Origin of the sequence: Pseudomonas spelaei, assembly GCF_009724245.1 — a bacterium.
GTDB lineage: Bacteria > Pseudomonadota > Gammaproteobacteria > Pseudomonadales > Pseudomonadaceae > Aquipseudomonas > Aquipseudomonas spelaei.
Map to the genome: position 1 here is coordinate 1 of NZ_WNNK01000023.1, position 20,135 is coordinate 20,135.

The following is a 20,135-nucleotide window of genomic DNA, read 5'->3' on the forward strand; positions in this document are numbered from 1 at the left end:
GAGTTTTCATCAAAAAAATAGCGGGACTATCCACATAAACTCAGGTAGTAGTATTCCTTCTGGGATTAACCGGGCTCAGTTTGAGAGATGGAAAAAGGATTACTGGAAAAGCCGGGCGAGTAGTCTTTAGTTAGTTATACGTAATTTCGGAGAATGTTATAGTAATGAAGATCTATGATGTTGTTTCAGAATTGAAAGGTGTTCGCTTGCGTCTTCCGGTGAAACAGGTGCTTCCTGACGATGCGGTGATTAGTGACTATGAAGCAGAGCTAGGAATATCGTTTTCAGATGATTACAAATTCTTTGTGAAGGAGGCGAGTGACAGTATTTATAACGGTAAAGATGCTCTTCAGTTGACTGTGAATCGAGACAGTTCGAGGGAGCTGGCGAGTGCGGTTATTGACGCCCGCGAACAAGGCATGCCGGAATCATGGATTCCCATTTGCGAAGATAACGGAAATTATTACTGTCTGCTTGAGGATGGCTCGATTCGATACTGGTCGCACGATGGGCTATCTGCTGAGACTTGGCCTAATCTTGCTAGCTGGATAAAAAACGTATGGATTGATGGTGAGTGATTATCTGCTTCGTAGAAAAACGGGGTCAAGAAAAACGGGGTCAGACCCTGAGAGATCCCCAATTTTTCTTACAAAAAATCAATAAGTTGGAAGTATTGAAGAAGCCTGCATGAGTCGGCAATTTGGTTTGCACCACACAAAACTAAGATCCCGAACCCACGCAGGCCATTCGATTTTTACACCGCGCGTTCGCTCAAGCACTGCCCTCGATCCATTCTCGTCGGGCGCTGACGGTAGGCGCCAGCTACACCCGTCAGGCTCGCAGCGGCTTTGATGCCGACGGCGTGATGGTCAAGGCGCAGTACGCGTTTTAGTCGTCAACGGGGGCCCTTTTTGTGCCCCCCAACGGCTTGTACTGGGCGAAACACCTTGAGAACCCCTCTCAACCCCGTAAAATGCCGCATTCATAGCAACATGACATCATTCAGGGACGAATTCAGACATGCCTACGTTTTGCCTCACTTCAGGCACTTCTTCCTTCGTGCACTGTGCCTCGACGTGTGCGCACGACGTTTCTCCCTCACCTGTGCAACCCCTCCAGACGGCGATTACTGGCGCGACGCCTGCGCGATTGCGTCTGTGCTGTTTGCCCACGGTTTGATTCCCATAACACCGAGCACTGCTGATTTCCTCACTTAGGAGCACCACGTGAAAACACTGTCCAAAATCCTGCTGTCGGGCTTCACCGCCGCAGCGCTGCTGGCGCTGGCCGGTTGTGCGGCCACGGAAAGCTCCCGCGCCTTGCCGGTCGAGAAAGTCGCCAGCGCCAGCGTCGCTTATTCCGGCGTGCGCGTGCCGATTGCCGTGGGCAAGTTCGACAACCGTTCCAGCTATATGCGCGGGATCTTTTCCGATGGTGTGGATCGCCTCGGCGGTCAGGCCAAGACCATCTTGATCACCCACTTGCAGCAGACCAACCGCTTCAGCGTGCTGGACCGCGACAACATGGGCGAAATCTCCCAGGAAGCTGCGATCAAGGGCACGGTGCAGAAGCTCAAGGGCGCTGATTACGTAGTGACCGGCGATGTGACCGAGTTCGGCCGCAAAGAGACCGGCGACCGCCAATTGTTCGGCATCCTCGGCCGTGGCAAGACCCAGGTGGCCTACGCCAAGGTCAACCTGAATATCGTCAACATCAGTACTTCGGAAGTGGTGTATTCCACCCAGGGCGCCGGTGAGTACGCGCTGTCCAACCGCGAAGTGATCGGCTTCGGCGGTACCGCCAGCTACGACTCCACCCTCAATGGCAAGGTCCTGGACCTGGCCATGCGCGAAGCGATCAATCGCCTGGTAGACGGCATCAACGCCGGTGCCTGGAACCCGCGCAACTAATAAGAAAAACGCCAAGGAGCAGTACACGGATGAGCAAGGCAGTGAAGTTGGCGCTGATGCTGACAGCAATCGCGACGGTCGCCGGGTGCCAGACGGCGCCCAAACCTCTCTACCAATGGGAGAGCTACCAGCCGCAGGTTTACGAGTACTTCAAGGGTGAGCCCAAGGAAGCCCAGGTCGAGGCGCTGGAGCGCGATCTGCAAAAGATCAACGCCAGTGGCCACCAAGCCCCGCCGGGCTATCACGCCCACTTGGGCATGCTGTACCTGAGCATGGGCAAGGATGACCAGATGGTGCAGCAGTTCCGTACCGAGAAGGCGTTGTTCCCCGAGTCTGCGGCCTACATGGACTTTTTGCTCAAGAACGCCAAGACCGGAGACGTCAAATGAACCTGTTGAAACTCTCGACTGCGTTGTTGGCCCTGGCGTTGCTGGGCGGCTGTGCGGCACCCAAGACCGTGGATTATTCGGCGTTCAAGCAGGCGCGGCCCAAGTCGATCCTGGTGCTGCCGCCGATCAATGAATCGCCTGAAGTGCAGGCGTCCTATAGCCTGGTGTCCCAGGTCACTTACCCGTTGGCCGAAGCTGGCTACTACGTGTTGCCGATTGCCCTGGTGGACGAAACCTTCCGCCAGAACGGCCTGACCACGCCCACGGATATCCAGGCCGTGGCGCCGGGCAAGCTGCATGACATCTTCGGTGCGGATTCGGCGCTGTACATCACCGTCACCGAGTACGGCACCAAGTACATGCTGATCTCCAGCGACACCGCCGTGACCGCCTCGGCCAAACTGGTGGACCTGCGCACCGGCACCACCTTGTGGACCGGTACCGCGCGGGCCTCCAGCGAGGAGGGCAACAACAACGGTGGCGGTCTGGTAGGCATGTTGATTTCGGCGGCGGTCAAGCAAGTGATCAACAGCTCCACCGATGCGGCGCATCCGATTGCCGGCGTTGCCAGCGCGCGCTTGCTGTCAGCGGGCCAGCGTACCGGGATCCTGTACGGGCCACGTTCGCCTAAATACGGTTCGGACTGATTCATCTGCGCTAAACAGCCTGGCCACCTTCGGGTGGCCGAGCTTTTTAGCGCTGCTTCTTTTGCTCCTGGCGGTGCTGCTGGATCAGTTCTATGCGGCTGGCAGTGCCCATCCAGGCGCGACCGCCTCCCAGCGGGCCACTGATGGCGCCGTTGTGCAGCGCGATAATCTCCCCCGTGTCAGCCGAGATCACCGGTGAGCCAGAGGTTCCCGGTATCTTGTAGGCGTCGTGATAGAACGCGCTCTGATGCGCGTTATCGCTGCTCAGTCCCAGGATGGTGGCGGGTTTGCCGCTGCCGTTTAAGAAGGAAATGCCGAGGGACTGTTGCCCATGGTTGGGCATGAAAATCTTGTGTCCGGCTTTTATCTGCGGGTGGGTGGCCAGTTTGAGAGGGGGGAATTGACGCGCCAGTGTAGTTCGTTCCGCTTGGGGTAAATCAACCCTCAGCTCGGCATAGTCCAGCCGAGCGTCGCCGCTGATCAGGTGTTTATCCAGGGGCACCTTGCGTGCGGCTTTCATGCGCCCGCCTTCACCTTCCTCATACCCCAGCCACAGTTCGAGCCTGCTGCCTTTGGCGAGTGCTTCGTGAACGTGTTTGTTGGTCAGTACGCTGTTGCCCCCATCGATCAGCGAGCCGGTGCCCAGAGAGCGATGGTGAACGCGCTCGTAGCCCCATGAATCACGCATGACCGTGACTTCGCGAACGGTGCCTACCGCTCTTGCAACGGTGTGCATGGGGGTGCCCTTGAGCGACGCGTTGGACCAGTTCTGCAAAGAGAATGGAGCCTGCTGCAAGCCGGTTTTTGGAGCCGGTGGGGTGTTATCGGGTGGGAGAGGCTGTCGGGGATGATTCGGTGTGATGCCGACGGAGAGCGGGGTGCGCTTCGGGATGATCGGAGTATTCGCGTTGTGGCTGATGATATCCGTAGGTTTGATTACCCCGTGGCTTCTAATGAACAGGTCTGACTTGCCTGTGCCGTTCAAGTCGATAGCCAGGCTGTGCTCCCGGGTGTAGGCGTTATAACCGAGCACTGCTTCGCCGGGCCGCCCACTGAACCGTGTGACAACGTTCAGCGCATGGATACCGGCCTCTTTCATCGCACCGGACACGTCGATTTTGTCCTGCCCGCTGGTAAAGTCCAGGAGCAGGTCGGGACGGCTCTCGGTGGAGTCGCCGGCCTTGTCGTAGACAAACGTATCCGCGCCAGCTCCTCCCCTTATCCGGTCCGCACCCGCACCTCCCGTCAGGCGGTTGTCTGCAGCGTTACCCATCAGTTGATCATCCCCGGAACCGGCGATGGCATTTTCCAGCGTCACACCCTTGGCGATGGACACGTTACCTTTCATGCCGCCAACATCCGAGAACTGCTTGGCGTTGAGGTTGATGGATTGGTGCTGGTGGAACCCCGAGAAGTCCAGCGTGTCGTTGCCGCCACCGTCCCATACGCAGAATACAGGGGCATCGGTTGACGATTTGAGGCTCAGGAAGTCGCGTCCGGTATTGGAGTTGAAGCCATAGATGGTGTCGTTGCTGCGGGTCTTGAAATTGGCGCCGTAAAGTTTTTGCACGGCGCAGATGTCATCCATCATCGGCCCGGCAGGGTAGTGGGTTGCCTGATTTTTGCGATGATCGTGGCCGCGATGGCCCTCCCACCAGTAGCTCATGACGCTGTGGGCCCGAGTGTCCTCGGCGTAGCTGGCGTGTTGATCGTAACTGCCACCCTTGTTGTATTTTCCGGGATGCGCCAGACCCAGGGTGTGGCCGATCTCATGGGCCAGTAAATGCCGGCTGTAACTGCCGTGATTGAAGGGGCGACTCTTGCCGTCTGACGCGAACCAGGCTTGGGTTCCATTGAGGTAGATGCCGGGATAGGACGCATAAGCCGAATGCCCCGTGTTGGCATCATTGCCCAGCAACAGTTGCCCTTCAGCGCCTGGCCTGTTTTCGTTGAACGACAGATTGGCCACATCGGCCCAGGACTGCATGGATCGCTTGGCTTGTTCTTTCTGGTGGGCGGTGAACGCGTTGGCACCGACTGGGGTGTTGAAAGCGGTCTTGGCCGGTGAGAAAAACTCGTAGGAGATGCTGGTTACCCCGTCAAGATTGCGGTCTTTCCAGCGGTAACCCATTCGGGTGAGTTGCTCGGCCGCTTGATCGGTGGTGTAGGAGGGTTTACGTGGGTTTTGCTCACCGGACCAAGCGACTTTATGTTGGATGTAGGTCATGGCGCTGCTCCTCTTTTTTTAATCCCATGCAGCGCAAAACCCAAAGTATTGGGTGTGAGGTGCGGGTACTCGGTGAGTGGCTGCCTCGCGCCGCCAGGTTCAATGTCCCTGTGTAGCCAAACGTGATTCGAGCCGAGTCCTTCAAAGCTGTTATCAAAAAATCTTCGACCTTTAACCCGAACCGTGAGCGCCTTGCGTCTGACCCTGTGAACGGATCATTCACACACGAGGTTCAGCCCATGTCCCATCCTCTTCTGCTCCTGCGTCCTGCTGCCCAGGGCTTTGCCGTGACCTTGCTGGTGGCGCTGGCCGGTTGTGGGCTGCCTTCGTCCCAAGACGTTGCCAAGACATCCGACTCCGCACCCATCCCGCAAGTGCAAAGCGAGCCCGCTCACATACAGGGCGCCATGGTTAAAAGAGTGGCTGCCCCCGCGCCGATGGTCGCGAGCTTTGCCCTGCGCGATTCTGTGCAGAGGGAGTCCCTCGCCGAACCTCGCGAGCAGTACCAAAACCTGCCGGACAACCCGGTCCACAGCGTCGCCGAAACCCCGGTGTCGACCTTCAGTGCCGACGTCGACACCGGCAGTTATGCCAACGTGCGGCGTTTCCTCAATCAAGGCCGCCTGCCGCCCGAAGGGGCTGTGCGACTTGAGGAGATGGTCAATTACTTTCCCTACGATTACGCCCTGCCCACCGATGGTTCGCCGTTTGGCGTGACCACCGAAGTGGCGGTGTCACCCTGGAACCCGCACACCCGCCTGTTACGCATCGGCATCAAGGCCTCGGACCGTGCCGTGGCAGACCTGGCGCCAGCCAACCTGGTGTTCCTGGTGGACGTGTCCGGCTCGATGGACCGTCGCGAAGGTCTGCCGCTGGTCAAGAGCACCCTGAAACTGCTGGTGGACCAACTGCGGGATCAGGACCGCGTGTCACTGGTGGTGTATGCCGGTGAGTCGCGCGTGGTGCTCAAGCCGACGTCGGGGCGCGACAAGACGAAGATTCGCAACGCTATCGACCAATTGACCGCCGGTGGTTCCACTGCTGGCGCCTCGGGTATCGAGATGGCGTATCAAATGGCCCGCGAAGGGTTTATCGACAAGGGTATCAACCGCATCCTGCTGGCCACGGACGGTGACTTCAACGTCGGCGTCAGTGATTTCGACAGCCTCAAACAGATGGCCGTCGACCAGCGCAAAAGCGGGGTTTCCCTGACCACCCTGGGTTTTGGTGTGGACAACTACAATGAACACTTGATGGAGCAACTGGCCGACGCGGGCGATGGCAACTACGCCTATATCGACAACCTGCGTGAAGCACGCAAGGTGTTGGTGGACCAGCTCAGCTCGACCCTTGCGGTCGTGGCCAGGGACGTCAAATTGCAGGTGGAATTCAACCCGGCCCAGGTCAGTGAATATCGCCTGCTGGGCTATGAAAACCGCGCCTTGAAGCGTGAGGATTTTAACAACGACAAGGTCGATGCCGGTGAGATCGGTGCAGGGCATACGGTGACGGCGTTGTATGAGATTGTACCGAAGGGCGAGAAGGGCTGGCTGGAACCGTTGCGCTATGCCGACACTCCTAAGCAGGACGGCAAAGTGGGCGAGTTGGCAATGCTGCGGGTTCGCTACAAGCCTGCCGAAGGCGGTAGCAGCCGGTTGATCGAACACCCGGTCAGCAGTGAGCAAGCGCCCGGCAAGCCCAGCGATGACCTGCGTTTCTCGGCGGCCGTGGCCGCCTTCGCCCAGCAACTCAAGGGTGATGGCCGTTACACCGCTGACATGAGTTTGAAGGACACTGCTGCATTGGCCCGTTCTGCCCGGGGTGACGACCCGTTTGGCCTGCGCAGTGAGTTTGTGCAAATGGTGGAGCTGGCGCAGAGCCTCAAGGCGCCCACCCAACGTTGATCCCTGCACCGAAAGGAGTTCGCCACCTACATGCCTGCTTCGATTGATCCACCCAGCGACGAAGCGCTGCTGGCCCGCTACCGCAACGGCGACGGGGCTTCGTTCGAAGCCCTGTATGCGCGGCATCGACAGGGCCTGTACCGTTTTCTCGTGGGCCTGAGCAACAAGGCCGAACTGGCTGAAGAAGTGTTCCAGGAGACCTGGCTCAGCTTGATCCGCAGCACCACCCAACCTCAGGGCCGGGCGAGTTTTCGGACCTGGCTGTTCCAGATTGCCCGCAACCGCCTGATCGATCATTGGCGCAAGCACGGCATCCACAACCCGTTGCATGACAGCTACGATGAGCAGCTTCACGCCCAACCTGACGACACCGCCAGCCCCGAGCAGCAGTTGAGCCTGAGCCGCGACCAGGGCCGCCTGGACGCCGCTCTGCAAGACTTGCCCGAAGACCAGCGGGAAGTCTTCCTGCTGCGCCTGCACGGCGATCTTGAAGTGCCGCAAATTGCCGCCTTGATCGGCGCGCCACTGGAAACGGTCAAAAGCCGCTTGCGTTACGCCCAGCAGAAATTGCGTCGACTGCTGGCCGAGGAGGTACCCGCATGACTGACTCCCGACATACCCAGGATCCCACCGACGACGTGCTGATCCAACATTTTCGGCAACACGCCAGCGGCGAGCCGCCGGCATCGCTGGACGCCTTCATCCTGGCCACCGCTCACCGCGAAGTGCCTGTGCCCAAGCCCAGCTTGTTGCAGCGATGGCTGCAAGCCTGCCAACGGCCGCGCTGGCAGATGGCATTCGCCACCGTTGCCGGTGTGGCGCTGATGATTGGCCTGGTGGTGCGCTCACCGGTGCCTGACACCGAACTCTCTGCGCCCGCCCTACGGGACCACTCGGCCAACTTCCGTGAACTGGCCCGCCCGGTCCTGTATGCACCAGCGCCCGCCCCGGCGGCTCCCGCTGCGCCTGCCGGATTCGCCATGGCGCCCCAGGCTGACAGTGCGCCGGTTCAGGCTGAGGCCGCGGGTGCCATGGCGGATGCGCCTATGGCAAAAATGAGCAAGCGGATGGCGGTCAAGCCGCAGTCGCTGGAGCAAGGGCTTGAGGAAATCGTGCGCCTGCGGCAAGCGGGTGAGGCCAGGGTGGCGGATGAAAAGCTTCTGGCGTTGTATAAGCGCTTTCCCCAGGAAGACTTGCCGGCTCGGTTGGAGGCGTTGCAAAAGCAATAAATAAACGGCGCCCATAAAAAAGCCCCAAGTCTTTCGACCTGGGGCTTTTTCGTTTGTATCTGGTGCACCCGGCGGGATTCGAACCCACGACCCCTGCCTTCGGAGGGCAGTACTCTATCCAGCTGAGCTACGGATGCTTGTGCGGGCGACATCATACCCATGTCGACCTTGGGCGTCCATGCTGGTTTTTGGCCGTCTGCCAGTGGGATTCTGGAGTACCACGGCCCTACGTCAGGCGGTACGTGTCGGTGGCGCTGAATCAGGCACCTGTACGCTGATCAGAAAAATCCGGCAAATGCGCCGTTTTCGTTCTTTTTTTCGAACAGACTATTGTCCTTTACCCCCATTGATCCTAGGATTCGTTTGAGATTTCAAACGCTCTGTCTCCCGTGCGCTATGTATATGCTGGCGCCCAGTGACTGATTTCCCTGACGGCAGCCCGAAAGGCGCCTTTCAACAACTCTAATTTGCTCCGCGCGCGCGCGGTGCTGTTAAGGAAAGCCGACATGCAGCTTAAAGACACCCAGTTGTTCCGCCAGCAAGCCTTTATTGATGGCGCTTGGGTTGATGCGGATAACGGTCAAACGATCAAGGTCAATAACCCTGCCACCGGTGAGATTCTGGGCACGGTGCCGAAGATGGGCGCTGCCGAAACCCGCCGTGCTATCGAAGCGGCTGACAAGGCCCTGCCGGCCTGGCGTGCACTGACCGCTAAGGACCGCGCGAACAAGCTGCGCCGCTGGTTTGAGCTGATCATCGAGAACCAGGATGACCTGGCGCGCCTGATGACCCTGGAACAAGGCAAGCCGCTGGCCGAAGCCAAGGGCGAAATCGTCTACGCCGCCTCGTTCATCGAGTGGTTCGCCGAAGAAGCCAAGCGCGTCTACGGTGACGTGATTCCTGGCCATCAGCCCGACAAGCGCCTGATCGTGATCAAGCAGCCGATTGGCGTGACCGCAGCGATTACGCCGTGGAACTTCCCGGCCGCGATGATCACCCGTAAAGCCGGCCCGGCCCTGGCTGCCGGTTGCACCATGGTCCTCAAGCCGGCGTCGCAAACCCCGTTTTCCGCGTTCGCCCTGGCTGAACTGGCCCAGCGTGCCGGCATTCCGAAAGGCGTGTTCAGTGTGGTCTCCGGCAGTGCCGGCGACATCGGCAGCGAGCTGACCAGCAACCCGATCGTGCGCAAGCTGTCCTTCACCGGCTCCACTGAAATCGGTCGCCAACTGATGGCCGAGTGCGCCAAGGACATCAAGAAAGTCTCCCTGGAACTGGGCGGCAACGCACCGTTCATCGTGTTCGACGACGCAGACCTGGATAAGGCCGTCGAAGGCGCGATCATCTCCAAGTACCGCAACAACGGCCAGACCTGTGTCTGTGCCAACCGCTTGTACATTCAGGATTCGGTGTACGACGCGTTCGCCGAAAAACTCAAAGTGGCCGTGGCCAAGCTCAAGATCGGCAACGGTCTGGAAGAAGGCACCACCACGGGCCCGCTGATCGACGAAAAAGCCGTGGCCAAGGTTCAGGAGCACATTGCTGATGCCCTGAGTAAAGGCGCGACCCTGTTGGCGGGCGGCAAGGTGATGGAAGGCAACTTCTTCGAGCCGACCATCCTGGTCAACGTGCCGAAAAATGCGGCCGTGGCCAAGGAAGAAACCTTCGGTCCGCTGGCACCGCTGTTCCGCTTCAAAGACGAAGCCGAAGTGATCGCCATGTCCAACGACACCGAGTTCGGCCTGGCTTCCTACTTCTATGCGCGTGACCTGGGCCGTGTGTTCCGTGTGGCTGAAGCCCTGGAATACGGCATGGTCGGCGTCAACACCGGGTTGATCTCCAACGAAGTGGCGCCGTTCGGCGGCATCAAGGCCTCGGGCCTGGGCCGTGAAGGTTCCAAGTACGGGATCGAGGATTACCTGGAAATCAAATACCTCTGCCTGGGTATCTAACCCGGCAAGGCATTGCGTTAAACGCAAAGGGCACGAGAGCGCTGTCCCTTTGCGTGCTTCAAAACGTTATTCGAAGTGGCCGGGAAAGCTGTGGCAGTCGATCATCGCATGCTGCCGTAGTTGCCTCCCCGCCACGTATTCCTTGGACCACGCCGCCCGATGAGCGGTGCATGAGGACTTTTTTGATGAGCAAGACCAACGCTTCCCTGATGAAACGCCGCGAAGCCGCTGTACCGCGCGGTGTTGGCCAGATTCACCCGATCTTCGCCGAGTCGGCGAAGAACGCCACCGTGACCGACGTTGAAGGTCGCGAGTTCATCGACTTCGCCGGCGGTATCGCCGTGCTGAACACCGGTCACCTGCACCCGAAAATCATCGCGGCCGTGACCGCGCAGTTGAACAAGCTGACGCACACCTGCTTCCAGGTGCTGGCCTACGAGCCTTACGTGGAATTGTGCGAGAAAGTGAACGCCAAGGTGCCCGGCGATTTCGCCAAGAAAACCCTGCTGGTCACCACCGGTTCCGAAGCGGTAGAAAACGCCGTGAAAATCGCCCGTGCCGCCACTGGCCGTGCCGGTGTGATCGCCTTCACCGGTGCTTACCACGGCCGCACCATGATGACCCTGGGCCTGACCGGTAAAGTCGTGCCGTACTCGGCCGGCATGGGCCTGATGCCAGGCGGTATCTTCCGCGCGCTGTACCCGAATGAACTGCACGGCGTGAGCGTGGATGATTCCATCGCCAGCATCGAACGCATCTTCAAAAACGATGCCGAGCCGCGTGACATCGCTGCCATCATCATCGAGCCGGTCCAGGGTGAAGGCGGTTTCTACGTCGCCCCTAAAGCCTTCATGAAGCGCCTGCGCGAACTGTGCGACAAGCACGGCATCCTGCTGATCGCCGACGAAGTGCAAACCGGTGCCGGCCGTACCGGTACCTTCTTCGCCATGGAGCAGATGGGCGTTGCCGCCGACCTGACCACCTTCGCCAAATCCATCGCCGGCGGCTTCCCGCTGGCCGGTGTGTGTGGCAAGGCTGAATACATGGACGCCATTGCCCCCGGCGGCCTGGGCGGTACCTACGCCGGTAGCCCGATCGCTTGCGCCGCGGCCCTGGCCGTGATGGAAGTGTTTGAAGAAGAGCACCTGCTGGACCGCTGCAAGGCCGTGGGTGAGCACCTGGTGACTGGCCTGAAAGCGATCCAGGCCAAGTACCCGGTGATCGGTGACGTGCGTGCCCTGGGTGCGATGATCGCGGTCGAGCTGTTCGAAGACGGCGACACCCACAAGCCGAACGCTGCCGCCGTTGCCTCCGTGGTCGCGAAGGCTCGCGACAAGGGCTTGATCCTGCTGTCTTGCGGTACCTACGGCAACGTGTTGCGCGTACTGGTTCCGCTGACCTCGCCGGACGAGCAGTTGAACAAAGGCCTGGCGATCATCGAAGAGTGCTTCTCTGAGCTGGCGTAACGCCTGAGCCGTGAGGCTCATTCAAAAAAGCCGCTGACGCTAACGCTCAGCGGCTTTTTCGTTTTCGGTTGCGACGCGTGTGGGAGATGCCGGAGCCAGCCACTGTGCCAATTCGCGACTCACCTGCGGTGCAAACAGTTGGTGGGCGGCCATCCACTCATCATTGAATACCGTCTCCAGGTATTTCTCGCCGCCATCGCACACCAGCGCCACGATCACGCTGTGTGCCGGCGCGCGTTGCGCTTGACGCAACGCCTGGTAGATCACCCCGCCGGCCGATCCGCCCACCAGCAGGCCGTGATGACGGGCCAGGTAGCGAGCCGTCTCGAAGGCTTGCGAGTCGCTGACGGTCAGCCCTTGATCGATCAGCTCGTAATCAACCAGAGCACCGATTTCGGCACCCTCGGGTGTGCCTGTACCCGACTGGTGATAGGGCGCGCCAGGGCCGCCAAAAATCACTGAGCCGCACGGTTCGACGCCAATGACTTGCAGGACGCTGGCCGGGTGCTTCAAGGCGCGTGCGGTGCCGCACAGCGAGCCGCCGGTGCCGACGGCACCTACCAGGTAATGGATTTCGTCGCCCAGTTCGGCCCGCAGCTCTTCGGCCAATGCACGGTAGCCATTGGCGTTGGCCGGGTTGTGATGCTGCTGGGTCCAATAGGCGCCTTGCTCTTGGGCGATGCGGCCAGCGGTAGCGTCGCGGTCGGCAGTGGCCAGTCCTGCGTCAGGCTCACCGACCCGTACCAGTTGTGCGCCATACGCCTGCATGCCACGCAGCTTATCGGGGCTGGAGTGATGATCGACCACGGCGGTGAAGCGGTAGCCACGTTCGGCGGCGATCAAGGCCAGCCCCAGTCCGGTGTTGCCTGAGGTCGACTCGACAATCCAGCCGCCTGGCTTGAGTTGGCCCGACGCTTCGGCTTCATCGATCATCTGCCTGGCCATGCGGATTTTCGCGGTGCCCGTGGGGTTGAACTGTTCCAGTTTGAGCAGCACACACGAGCCGTTGGCAGTGACGCACAGTTGCAGCAGCGGCGAGCCGCCGATCAGTTCTGAGATGTGGGTCTTGATCATGACGACCTCTGGGGAGATGAAAAAACAGGTGGCGGGCTCAACGTTTCGACGGCCCGAAGCAGGCTGCCGAGAAATCGATCGTTCTGTGCCTCCTGGCCCAGCGAGACCCGGATGAAGTTCGCGTACCCCGGCTCGCGCCAGGCTTTGACGATGAAGCCGTCCTTGAGCAGTTCGTTGACCACGAGCAGGCCGTTGCACCCGGTGTCGATGAACAGGAAGTTCGCCTGGGAAGGGGCTACCCGAAAGCCGGCATCGTTCAGTGCGGTGCTCATGCGCTGGCGCTGCGCCTGGACAAACGCCTGGCTGCGCGCCAGGTGTTCGTGGTCGAGCCAAGCGGCCAAGGCGGCGTCCTGGGCCAGTTGGTTGACGTTGTACGGTGTGCGCACCCGATGCAGGGCATCGATCAGGTCGGGATGGGACGCAATGCCGTAACCCACGCGCAGCCCCGCCAGGCCATAGGCCTTGGAAAAGGTCCGCAACACGATCCAGGGCCGTGACTGGGCGCCGAGAATAGCCAGGGCATCGGCCTGGTCGACGGCAAACTCGTAGTAAGCCTCGTCGATGACCAACAAGGTGTCTTGCTCGGCCGCCGCCACCAAGTCCCGCAATTCGGAACCAGACAGCGCGGTACCCACGGGATTGGACGGGGTGCTCAACAAGAGCATTTTGGTGTGTAGCGCCAGGGCGGTTTGCCAGGCCTGGAGGTTGAAACCGAAGTCGTGGTTGGGCAGCACTTTATCGACGTGGGCGCCCATCATCCGCGGGAAAATTTCGTGCAGGCCGAAACAGGGTTGCTGGGTGACGACGCGTTCGCCAGGATCGAGAAACGCCAGGCACAGCAGCTCCAGGATATTTTCCGAACCGTTGCCGAGGATAATCCGCGCCGGGTCAACATCCAGGTGTTGCCCCAGTAGTCGTCGCAGCGCCTTGCCGGTAGGGTCGGGGTAGCGTTCCAGGCCGGCGCCTGTGCAGGCGGTAATGACGCGGGCGGCCGCTGGCGAGATGCCCAACGGGTTTTCACAGTTCGACAGCTTGGCGACGTTTGGCGCGGTGAGCGTCTGTGGATCGGCCCCCGGGTCATAAAGTGGCAGGTCGCGCACACTGGGACGGATCAGCGCTTGGAGGCGGTGATGATCGTGGAGGTCATGCATGGCCGTGTATTCCTTGCTCGGGCAGGGTTTGGCTCAGGGCCTTGAGTTGTTTCTCGAACGACCACACCAGCAACAGGGCCGTGGCTGCCAGACCGATTGCCAAGCCGCTCCACACACCGAAGATGCCATAAGGGCTGACGATGCCCAGCAGGTAGGCCGCGGGAAGGCCCACCAGCCAATAGCCCAACAACGAAATGCGGAACGGCCCGGCGGTGTCGCCGATCCCCCGCAGGATCCCGTTGCCGATGTTCTGGCTGGCGTCGAAGATCTGCAGCACGATGGCAATCAACAGACCGGTGGCTGCCAGTTGCACCGCGTCCAGGTTGTCGGCGTGATCGACACTGATGAACAGCGAGACCACCTGTTCGGGAATCAAGGCGTAAGGAATCGCGAACAACACCATGGTCACCAGGCCCATCACCAGCGCCAGATGGCCCAGCATACGGGCGCGTTGGTACTGGCCGATGCCGCAGGCCTCGCTGATATGAATCGAGGCGGCGTGGGAGATGCCGGCGGAAAACATGAACACGATGTAGATGATCTGGTTGAGCACGGTTTGTGCCGCCAGGGCCTCCATGCCCAGGGTGCCGATCAACAGCGTCAGCACGCTGAAAAAACCGGCTTCGCTGGCGTAGGTGCCGGCAATCGGTAACCCGAGTTTCCACACGGCCTTGATCTCGGCCCAGGAGAACGTCAACTGCGACAGCACGAAGTAGCCGGACAACCTGCGGTTGCATAGCACCACTCCCAGGAACATCAGGCACGACAGAAAAAACACCACGACGCTGGTGATTGCCACGCCCTCGAAGCCATAGGCTGCGAAGCCGAACTTGCCGTACACCAGCACGTAGTTCAGGCCCGCCGTCAGGGCAATGGAGATCAGTGTGATGGCCAGCAAAGGGCCGGGGTATTTGAGGCCGACGGTGAAGTGGCGCAAGGTCTGAAACCATAGGCAAGGCAGCAAACCCGGTGCCAGGATCAGCAGAAATCCGGCGGCATTGGCTGCAACGCTCGCGTCCTGGCCGAGCCAGGTCAGGGGTTTTTCCAGCACCAGCAACACCGCGATGAATACCAGGCCGCTGACGGTCGCCCAGAACATTCCGGCCACCAGCAGTGCTCGTACGCGCACCTCATCGCCCCGGGCATTGGCCTCTGCCACGAGATTGCTGACACCGGTGACCAACCCGGTGCCGGTGGTGCGTAGCTGGTTGAACAGAGCGATGGCCAGGCCGCCTGCGGCCAATTCCTTGGCGCCCAGGGTGCCGAGCACCACGACGTCGATGGTGGTGAGGGCAACATAAGCCAGATTGGTGAGGATCAGCGGCAGTGCGAGGTACAGCAGTGCGGCGGATTCTTTCCTCCACAAGGTCACCATAGCTTGACCCTCTGGCCACGGTTTTTCGCCAGTGCCTGCTCAGCCATCAGGCGGCCGAGCGCGACGTCGGTCACCACCATGCCGCTGTTGTAGGCGAACACGATGTCGCGGGCATTGCGCCGTGCCGGGGCATTGCCCAGCAAGATGTCAGGCAACTCGGCGTCGACGGCGGGCAGGCTGCCGTCAGGCTTGGCCAGGTCAGTGCAGGTGACCTGCATCTGGGAGGTGTCGGTGGTGATGCGGTAGTCGGCGCCGTGCAGGACGTCGGCGTCCACGCCATACCCGACCAGCACCGCCACGGCACCGGGCTTGAGCCAGGTGTGGCGCACTTGCTCGCGGGCTGAAAGCCCGGCGACGCCGAGGATGATGTCGGCCTCTGCGGCGGCTTTGGCCAGGTCTTCAACCACCTCGACATCGCGCTCGGGGTAGTGACGCTTAAGGTTCTCGCGGACCGCCTTCAGCCCTTCGGTGTAGTGGCCGTAGACGCACAGCCGCTCCAGCTTGGGCAATGCGGCGAGCAGCATTGGCAGGGCAATCTGGCCTTGCACGCCGGTACCGACGACCAGGGCTGTGCGAGCATCGGGGCAGGCGGCCCGGGCAAACAATGCAGAGGTGGCCGAGGTACGCAGCGGTCCGAGTTTGACCACATCCATCAGCGCAATCGGTCGGCCCGTCAGGTCATCGCAGAGGAAGATGAACGAATGGAATTGGTAAGCGTCACGGCTGCGTTGTGGGTCATGTTCGTAGACGACTTTAAAGCCCACCGTGTTGCTCGCGCCGTCGCGACCGACCATGGAGTAGCTGATGGAGTGTCGATCACGGGGTTCGACGATGGTCTTCAACGGGTTCTGGGAGTCGCCGTCGCGCAGTGCTTTGTAAGCGTTCTCGACCACCTCCAGTACCCTCTGATAGCTGATGGGCAGGTCTTCAAGGGCGGCTTGTGGCAGCACCCATAAGTCGCCGGGGCCGAGGTGTTGGTTAGGCATGTTCACCGTGTTCTCCTGTGAATGATGGCCTGAACATTCAGGCCAGGTGGTCCAGCTTCCAGTGCAGGTGTTGAGCGTGCAGGCGCACGGCGACTTTTTGCGGCAGCGGGACGCCGTGGAAAGGCGATTCGTTGGAGTCCATCTGATACCCGGCGGTGTTGAGGTAAATCAGCAGGTCGCCGGGTTGGATAGGCTGGTTGAAGGTGACCTTGCGCCAGGTGAGCATGTCGCTGTCCAGGCACGTGGCACCGCCAATGCAGGCTACGAACGGCGAAGCGTCACGCGCAGAGGCCGTCAGCAGCAGCGGCTCGGGCAGGAACTCGCTGTTGAACCACTGTTCGGAGAGGCTGAAGCTGCTGCCCTGTACCGTGACGTGGGCGTAGCCGTCGGTGGAGCGACGGTCCTTGACGCCCTGGACGCGGAAGAGGCTCAGGCCCGCCTGATCCAGCAGCGCTCGGCCTGGTTCGATGATCAATGCGATGTGATGCGCCTGCGCCTTTTTCGCCAGGCTTGTGTGACCGTCGACGGCGCTGGCGAGTACATCCTCCAGAGCTTGTGCGCCCGAGCGCAGCGCACCATAGGGATAGAAACCACCGAAGGTTTTCTGGCCGTGGTAGTGCTCAGGGCTGTCTTGCCTGGTGAAGGTTCGCCAGTGTTCGGGCGACACGTAGCTCACCGCAAAGCCGCCGCCCAGGTTGACTTGGCGACACGTGGGCAGGCCGCTGTGGCGGCAGCGATCGATCAGGTGGCTGGCGGTGTGTGCCCGCGCTTGCGGGCAGTAGCCGCTCAGGTGAAAGGAAAAGCCTTCAAGGATCAATCTGTCGGTGTGCTCTCGGCAGAATGTCACGGCCTGGTCGCATTCGCTGTCGGTCATGCCGAAGCGGCTGTGGGCCTGGGTGTCGGGACGGTAGCGCAACAGCAGGCGGGCCTGGACGTGCCGTGACTGTGCCAGGTGATACACGCGGTGCAGTTCGTTCAGGGAGTCGATGGCCAGCAGGCATTAATGGGTCAGGCACAGGCTCAGTAGATGATCGGTTTTCTGTGGGCCGGAGACGCCGATGTCGCGCCCGATGATGCCACCGGCCAAGGCCCTTTCCAGTTCCTCGGTACTGGCTACGTCGATGCCGATACGGCGTTCGGAGCAGGTTCTGACGAAGCTGTCAGCCTTGTTGGCTTTCTTGGCGAACAGCACGCTGCCGCAGACTTGCGCCCGGGTGAAGGCCTGCTGGAACTGTTTGATATTGGCCTCCAGGATCTGCGGAAATATCAGGTGCAGCGGCGAGCCAAGGCCTTCCACCCACTCATGGAGCTTCTGTCGATGTTCGTTCAACAGTTGTTCCACCCACGGATGGCGCAGGCTGGGCAGCGCCGGTGAGGCGGTTGGGGTGATTGGGCGAGTCATCTACGTTCCTTGTGATGTCCTGAGGGCGGGCTCAGAACTCGAATTTGGTCGACAGGAAAATCTCTCGCTCGCGACCAACTTCCAACCCACCTTGGTAGGTGCTGGCGTAGTAGTACTTGTTGGTCAGGTTTTTGCCGTGCAAGCGATACGTCACCGGGGTGCCGCTCAGTTTTGAGCGGTAGCTGACGCCCGCATCCAGCAGCGTAAAACTGGGGACGTAGCCACTGTTTTGCGCGTCCACCGGACGGCTGCCGACATAGCTCACTGTGCTGTCGAACGACAGGCCCGGTACGCTGGAAACGGTATAGATCGCACCCATGGCGCCTTTCCATTTCGGCACGCCTTCGGTGCGCTTGCCGCGTACGCTGGTGTCGTCCACATCGTCGAGCCGGGTGCTCAGGTACGCGGCATTGCCGGTCAAGGTCAGGGCGTCGGTGACACGGTCAGACAACGTCAGCTCGACGCCGCGATGGTGGTATTCGCCGTTGCTGACGAACGTGTTGCTGCTGTCCAGATAGCTGGCCTTGCGGCGAATATCGAAGACCGCGACACCGGCATTGAGGCGATCACTGAGGTCGACTTTCAGGCCGACTTCATACTGTTCGGACTCGATGGCATCGGTGGGTTGGTTGCTGTTGGTGGCGTTATAGGGCGCGTAGTCGCCTTTTTCGAAGCCCCGGGAGTAGCTGATGTAAGTCATCAGGCTTTCCAGGGGGCGATAGATCAGCGCGGCGCTGGGCACGAACACGTTGTGACTTTGGGACGGCGCGGTGGCAGACAGCTGATCGGCGCGGTACCAGATGTAGCGTCCGCCGAGCATGACCTGAAACTGCTCGTTGAGGGAAATGAGGTCGCTGGCGAAGACCGAGGTTTCCTTGATGGTGGAGACGAAATCGACGTCCTGTCTGGGGCCGAAATCCCATTTTTTCGGTTGTACCGGATGCAGGATATTGCCCACTGATACATCGGCCACGCTGATGCCCGGCGTACTGCTATCGACGGAGTCCCAAAACAGGCTGCGGTCTTTGAACTGCTTGTAGGAACTGCCGAAAAACACGTCGTGGTAAATGTTACCAGTGGCGAATTTTCCCGCCAGGTACGACTGCAATGACCAGGTGCTGAACACTTCGCCACGGGACTGGTAGTAATCGGCACGGCCGATATCACCGTTGGGCTGGATGTCGAACAAGTCGTTGTAGCCGCCATGACGCTCGGCGCGGGAATAGTTGGCCTGTGTGACGGAGGTCCAGTTGTCATCCAGGGTGTATTCGAACTTGGCGTCGAGGTTGGCGCCTTCGGTCTGGTGGCGGAACCAGGAACCGGTCAGCAGATCCCGGCGATCAATCTTCGGCGGACGCACATAGCTGGAAGCGTCCAGCGGGTTGGCACGGCCACTCTGGTCGGCGCGCAGCAAGGGGTCGGCCACGGTGGACTTCCATGACCAGTCGGCATTGAGTTGCAGCAACGCACGGTCGCTGAGACGGAAGTCGGTGGCCAGGCCAATGAATTTGCGCTCCATGTCACGGGCGTGGTCGTAGTCGCCGTTTTTCTCGTAGCCGGCGTTGAGGCGGTAACCGAAAGCGCCTTCGTTGAACGAATCACTGGTGTCGATTGCCACATAGCGGCCGAGCAAAGAGGAGCCTTGTACGGTGACGTCCAGCAGCGGGTCGCGGGTCGGGCGCTTGAGGATGTAGTTGATGGTGCCGCCGGGTGAGTTGAAGCCATACAGAAAACCCGATGGACCTTTGAGCACATCAATTCGCTCGATGTTTTCCAGAGGCACGTCATGGTGCGGTGCCAGGGTCAGGCCGTCCCGGCGAATGGTGTTGAAGTTGTCCATGGCAAAGCCGCGCAGGCGGAAATTGTCGAAGGAGCTGCCGTAGGACGCGCTGAGGATCGAAGGATCGAGTGTGAGTACGTCGCCCGCCGTGCGCGCGGAGGAGTCGGCGATGGTCTTGGCGGTGTAGCTCTGGATGGCCAAGGGGATTTCCATCGGGTCCTTGGCGCCGAAACCACCGGCATTGACCACAAACGCATTGTTCAGTGGTGGGGCGCTGATGCGGGTGGGATCGAGTTCGGTGATGGCCTCGTCACGCTCCTCGCTGACGTTCTGCGCATCGGCACTGGGCATGCCGCTCAGGGCGCAGATCAACCCTGTGGCCAACACGGGGGCAAGCCGAATGGATATTCCCTGGCGCTCGTTCATCACTCGTTCCCTTGATCCATGAGTGGATTAAAACGCTCTCGTTAATTTGAGAATCGTTATCAATGGATACATTATAACATTTGTTTTAAGGTGGCAATGTCGAGTGCGCTGCTGGGATACGGAAGGTGCACAGAAGAGCGAAAACGTGTGCTGGACCGCGCTTTTACAAGTTTTTGCCCGATTTGCCCTGTATCAACGGGCCGCCTTTGACTAAGGTGCA

16 protein-coding genes, 1 tRNA gene and 1 pseudogene are annotated in these 20,135 nt (G+C 60.3%); 10 read left to right on the forward strand and 8 right to left on the reverse strand.

Annotated elements, in window-relative coordinates; genetic code table 11:
* From GNF76_RS30005 to GNF76_RS23195, 5 genes are all read left to right on the forward strand, one after another.
* Window positions 1-130 (forward strand): HNH/ENDO VII family nuclease (locus GNF76_RS30005; protein WP_218585306.1); only part of this gene is annotated, 130 nt, incomplete at its 5' end.
* 34 nt (window positions 131-164) lie between these two features.
* Window positions 165-578, forward strand: a complete 414-nt coding sequence (locus tag GNF76_RS23180; RefSeq protein ID WP_155585411.1) for an SMI1/KNR4 family protein — start codon at window positions 165-167, stop codon at window positions 576-578.
* Window positions 579-1,226: 648 nt separating this feature from the next.
* Window positions 1,227-1,910, forward strand: a complete 684-nt coding sequence (locus GNF76_RS23185) for a CsgG/HfaB family protein (protein WP_169357286.1) — start codon at window positions 1,227-1,229, stop codon at window positions 1,908-1,910.
* A gap of 29 nt (window positions 1,911-1,939) precedes the next feature.
* Window positions 1,940-2,299 (forward strand): DUF4810 domain-containing protein, encoded by a 360-nt coding sequence (locus GNF76_RS23190; protein ID WP_155585412.1) that lies wholly within the window; start codon window positions 1,940-1,942, stop codon window positions 2,297-2,299.
* Complete coding sequence (locus tag GNF76_RS23195) at window positions 2,296-2,946, forward strand: DUF799 domain-containing protein (RefSeq protein ID WP_155585413.1); 651 nt, start codon at window positions 2,296-2,298, stop codon at window positions 2,944-2,946. The genes GNF76_RS23190 and GNF76_RS23195 overlap by 4 nt, the downstream gene beginning before the upstream one ends.
* Window positions 2,947-2,992: 46 nt before the next feature.
* On the opposite strand, the gene GNF76_RS23200 is transcribed toward GNF76_RS23195, so the two are convergent.
* Window positions 2,993-5,173, reverse strand: a complete 2,181-nt coding sequence (locus GNF76_RS23200; RefSeq protein WP_155585414.1) for a M10 family metallopeptidase C-terminal domain-containing protein — start codon at window positions 5,171-5,173, stop codon at window positions 2,993-2,995.
* Between the two features lie 239 nt (window positions 5,174-5,412).
* On the opposite strand from GNF76_RS23200, the gene GNF76_RS23205 reads away from it, so the two are divergent.
* The 3 genes from GNF76_RS23205 to GNF76_RS23215 are packed head-to-tail and all read left to right on the forward strand — an operon-like array spanning window position 5,413 to window position 8,306.
* The gene (locus tag GNF76_RS23205) at window positions 5,413-7,077 is read left to right on the forward strand and encodes a vWA domain-containing protein (RefSeq protein WP_155585415.1); all 1,665 of its coding nucleotides are present in this window, start codon (window positions 5,413-5,415) and stop codon (window positions 7,075-7,077) included.
* A 30-nt stretch (window positions 7,078-7,107) separates the two neighbouring features.
* Window positions 7,108-7,680, forward strand: coding sequence for an RNA polymerase sigma factor (locus tag GNF76_RS23210; protein WP_155585416.1), 573 nt, complete (start codon window positions 7,108-7,110; stop codon window positions 7,678-7,680).
* The gene (locus GNF76_RS23215; protein WP_155585417.1) at window positions 7,677-8,306 is read left to right on the forward strand and encodes a hypothetical protein; all 630 of its coding nucleotides are present in this window, start codon (window positions 7,677-7,679) and stop codon (window positions 8,304-8,306) included. The genes GNF76_RS23210 and GNF76_RS23215 overlap by 4 nt, the downstream gene beginning before the upstream one ends.
* Window positions 8,307-8,366: 60 nt before the next feature.
* On the opposite strand, the gene GNF76_RS23220 is transcribed toward GNF76_RS23215, so the two are convergent.
* A tRNA-Arg gene (locus tag GNF76_RS23220) sits at window positions 8,367-8,443 on the reverse strand.
* 369 nt (window positions 8,444-8,812) lie between these two features.
* On the opposite strand from GNF76_RS23220, the gene gabD reads away from it, so the two are divergent.
* Window positions 8,813-10,255, forward strand: a complete 1,443-nt coding sequence (gene gabD, locus GNF76_RS23225) for an NADP-dependent succinate-semialdehyde dehydrogenase (protein ID WP_155585418.1) — start codon at window positions 8,813-8,815, stop codon at window positions 10,253-10,255.
* A gap of 185 nt (window positions 10,256-10,440) precedes the next feature.
* Window positions 10,441-11,721, forward strand: coding sequence for a 4-aminobutyrate--2-oxoglutarate transaminase (gene gabT, locus GNF76_RS23230; protein ID WP_155585419.1), 1,281 nt, complete (start codon window positions 10,441-10,443; stop codon window positions 11,719-11,721).
* Window positions 11,722-11,760: 39 nt separating this feature from the next.
* Here gabT and GNF76_RS23235 read toward each other — a convergent pair whose 3' ends face one another.
* The 6 genes and pseudogenes from GNF76_RS23235 to GNF76_RS23260 form a co-directional block, all read right to left on the reverse strand.
* Window positions 11,761-12,795, reverse strand: a complete 1,035-nt coding sequence (locus tag GNF76_RS23235) for a PLP-dependent cysteine synthase family protein (protein ID WP_155585420.1) — start codon at window positions 12,793-12,795, stop codon at window positions 11,761-11,763.
* Window positions 12,792-13,946 carry a histidinol-phosphate transaminase gene (gene hisC, locus GNF76_RS23240; protein ID WP_155585421.1) on the reverse strand — a complete coding sequence of 385 codons (1,155 nt, stop codon included), beginning with the start codon at window positions 13,944-13,946 and terminating at the stop codon, window positions 12,792-12,794. The genes GNF76_RS23235 and hisC overlap by 4 nt, the downstream gene beginning before the upstream one ends.
* The gene (locus GNF76_RS23245; RefSeq protein ID WP_155585422.1) at window positions 13,939-15,321 is read right to left on the reverse strand and encodes an MATE family efflux transporter; all 1,383 of its coding nucleotides are present in this window, start codon (window positions 15,319-15,321) and stop codon (window positions 13,939-13,941) included. Before GNF76_RS23245 ends, hisC begins: the two co-directional genes overlap by 8 nt.
* Entirely contained in the window at window positions 15,315-16,307 is a 993-nt protein-coding gene (locus GNF76_RS23250; protein WP_155585423.1) for an ornithine cyclodeaminase, read from the reverse strand. The genes GNF76_RS23245 and GNF76_RS23250 overlap by 7 nt, the downstream gene beginning before the upstream one ends.
* Before the next feature lie 37 nt (window positions 16,308-16,344).
* A pseudogene (locus tag GNF76_RS29670) lies at window positions 16,345-17,709 on the reverse strand (type III PLP-dependent enzyme domain-containing protein).
* 31 nt (window positions 17,710-17,740) lie between these two features.
* The gene (locus tag GNF76_RS23260; protein WP_155585424.1) at window positions 17,741-19,915 is read right to left on the reverse strand and encodes a TonB-dependent receptor; all 2,175 of its coding nucleotides are present in this window, start codon (window positions 19,913-19,915) and stop codon (window positions 17,741-17,743) included.
* Between the last annotated feature and the right edge of the window lie 220 nt (window positions 19,916-20,135).

Bases quoted from the DNA above. Each gene is read 5' to 3' on its own strand.
- GNF76_RS23180 (WP_155585411.1), top strand. From the start codon at position 165: ATGAAGATCTATGATGTTGTTTCAGAATTGAAAGGTGTTCGCTTGCGT.
- GNF76_RS23190 (WP_155585412.1), top strand. From the start codon at position 1,940: ATGAGCAAGGCAGTGAAGTTGGCGCTGATGCTGACAGCAATCGCGACG.
- GNF76_RS23195 (WP_155585413.1), top strand. From the start codon at position 2,296: ATGAACCTGTTGAAACTCTCGACTGCGTTGTTGGCCCTGGCGTTGCTG.
- GNF76_RS23200 (WP_155585414.1), bottom strand. From the start codon at position 5,173: ATGACCTACATCCAACATAAAGTCGCTTGGTCCGGTGAGCAAAACCCA.
- GNF76_RS23205 (WP_155585415.1), top strand. From the start codon at position 5,413: ATGTCCCATCCTCTTCTGCTCCTGCGTCCTGCTGCCCAGGGCTTTGCC.
- GNF76_RS23210 (WP_155585416.1), top strand. From the start codon at position 7,108: ATGCCTGCTTCGATTGATCCACCCAGCGACGAAGCGCTGCTGGCCCGC.
- GNF76_RS23215 (WP_155585417.1), top strand. From the start codon at position 7,677: ATGACTGACTCCCGACATACCCAGGATCCCACCGACGACGTGCTGATC.
- gabD (WP_155585418.1), top strand. From the start codon at position 8,813: ATGCAGCTTAAAGACACCCAGTTGTTCCGCCAGCAAGCCTTTATTGAT.
- gabT (WP_155585419.1), top strand. From the start codon at position 10,441: ATGAGCAAGACCAACGCTTCCCTGATGAAACGCCGCGAAGCCGCTGTA.
- GNF76_RS23235 (WP_155585420.1), bottom strand. From the start codon at position 12,795: ATGATCAAGACCCACATCTCAGAACTGATCGGCGGCTCGCCGCTGCTG.
- hisC (WP_155585421.1), bottom strand. From the start codon at position 13,946: ATGCATGACCTCCACGATCATCACCGCCTCCAAGCGCTGATCCGTCCC.
- GNF76_RS23245 (WP_155585422.1), bottom strand. From the start codon at position 15,321: ATGGTGACCTTGTGGAGGAAAGAATCCGCCGCACTGCTGTACCTCGCA.
- GNF76_RS23250 (WP_155585423.1), bottom strand. From the start codon at position 16,307: ATGCCTAACCAACACCTCGGCCCCGGCGACTTATGGGTGCTGCCACAA.
- GNF76_RS23260 (WP_155585424.1), bottom strand. From the start codon at position 19,915: ATGAACGAGCGCCAGGGAATATCCATTCGGCTTGCCCCCGTGTTGGCC.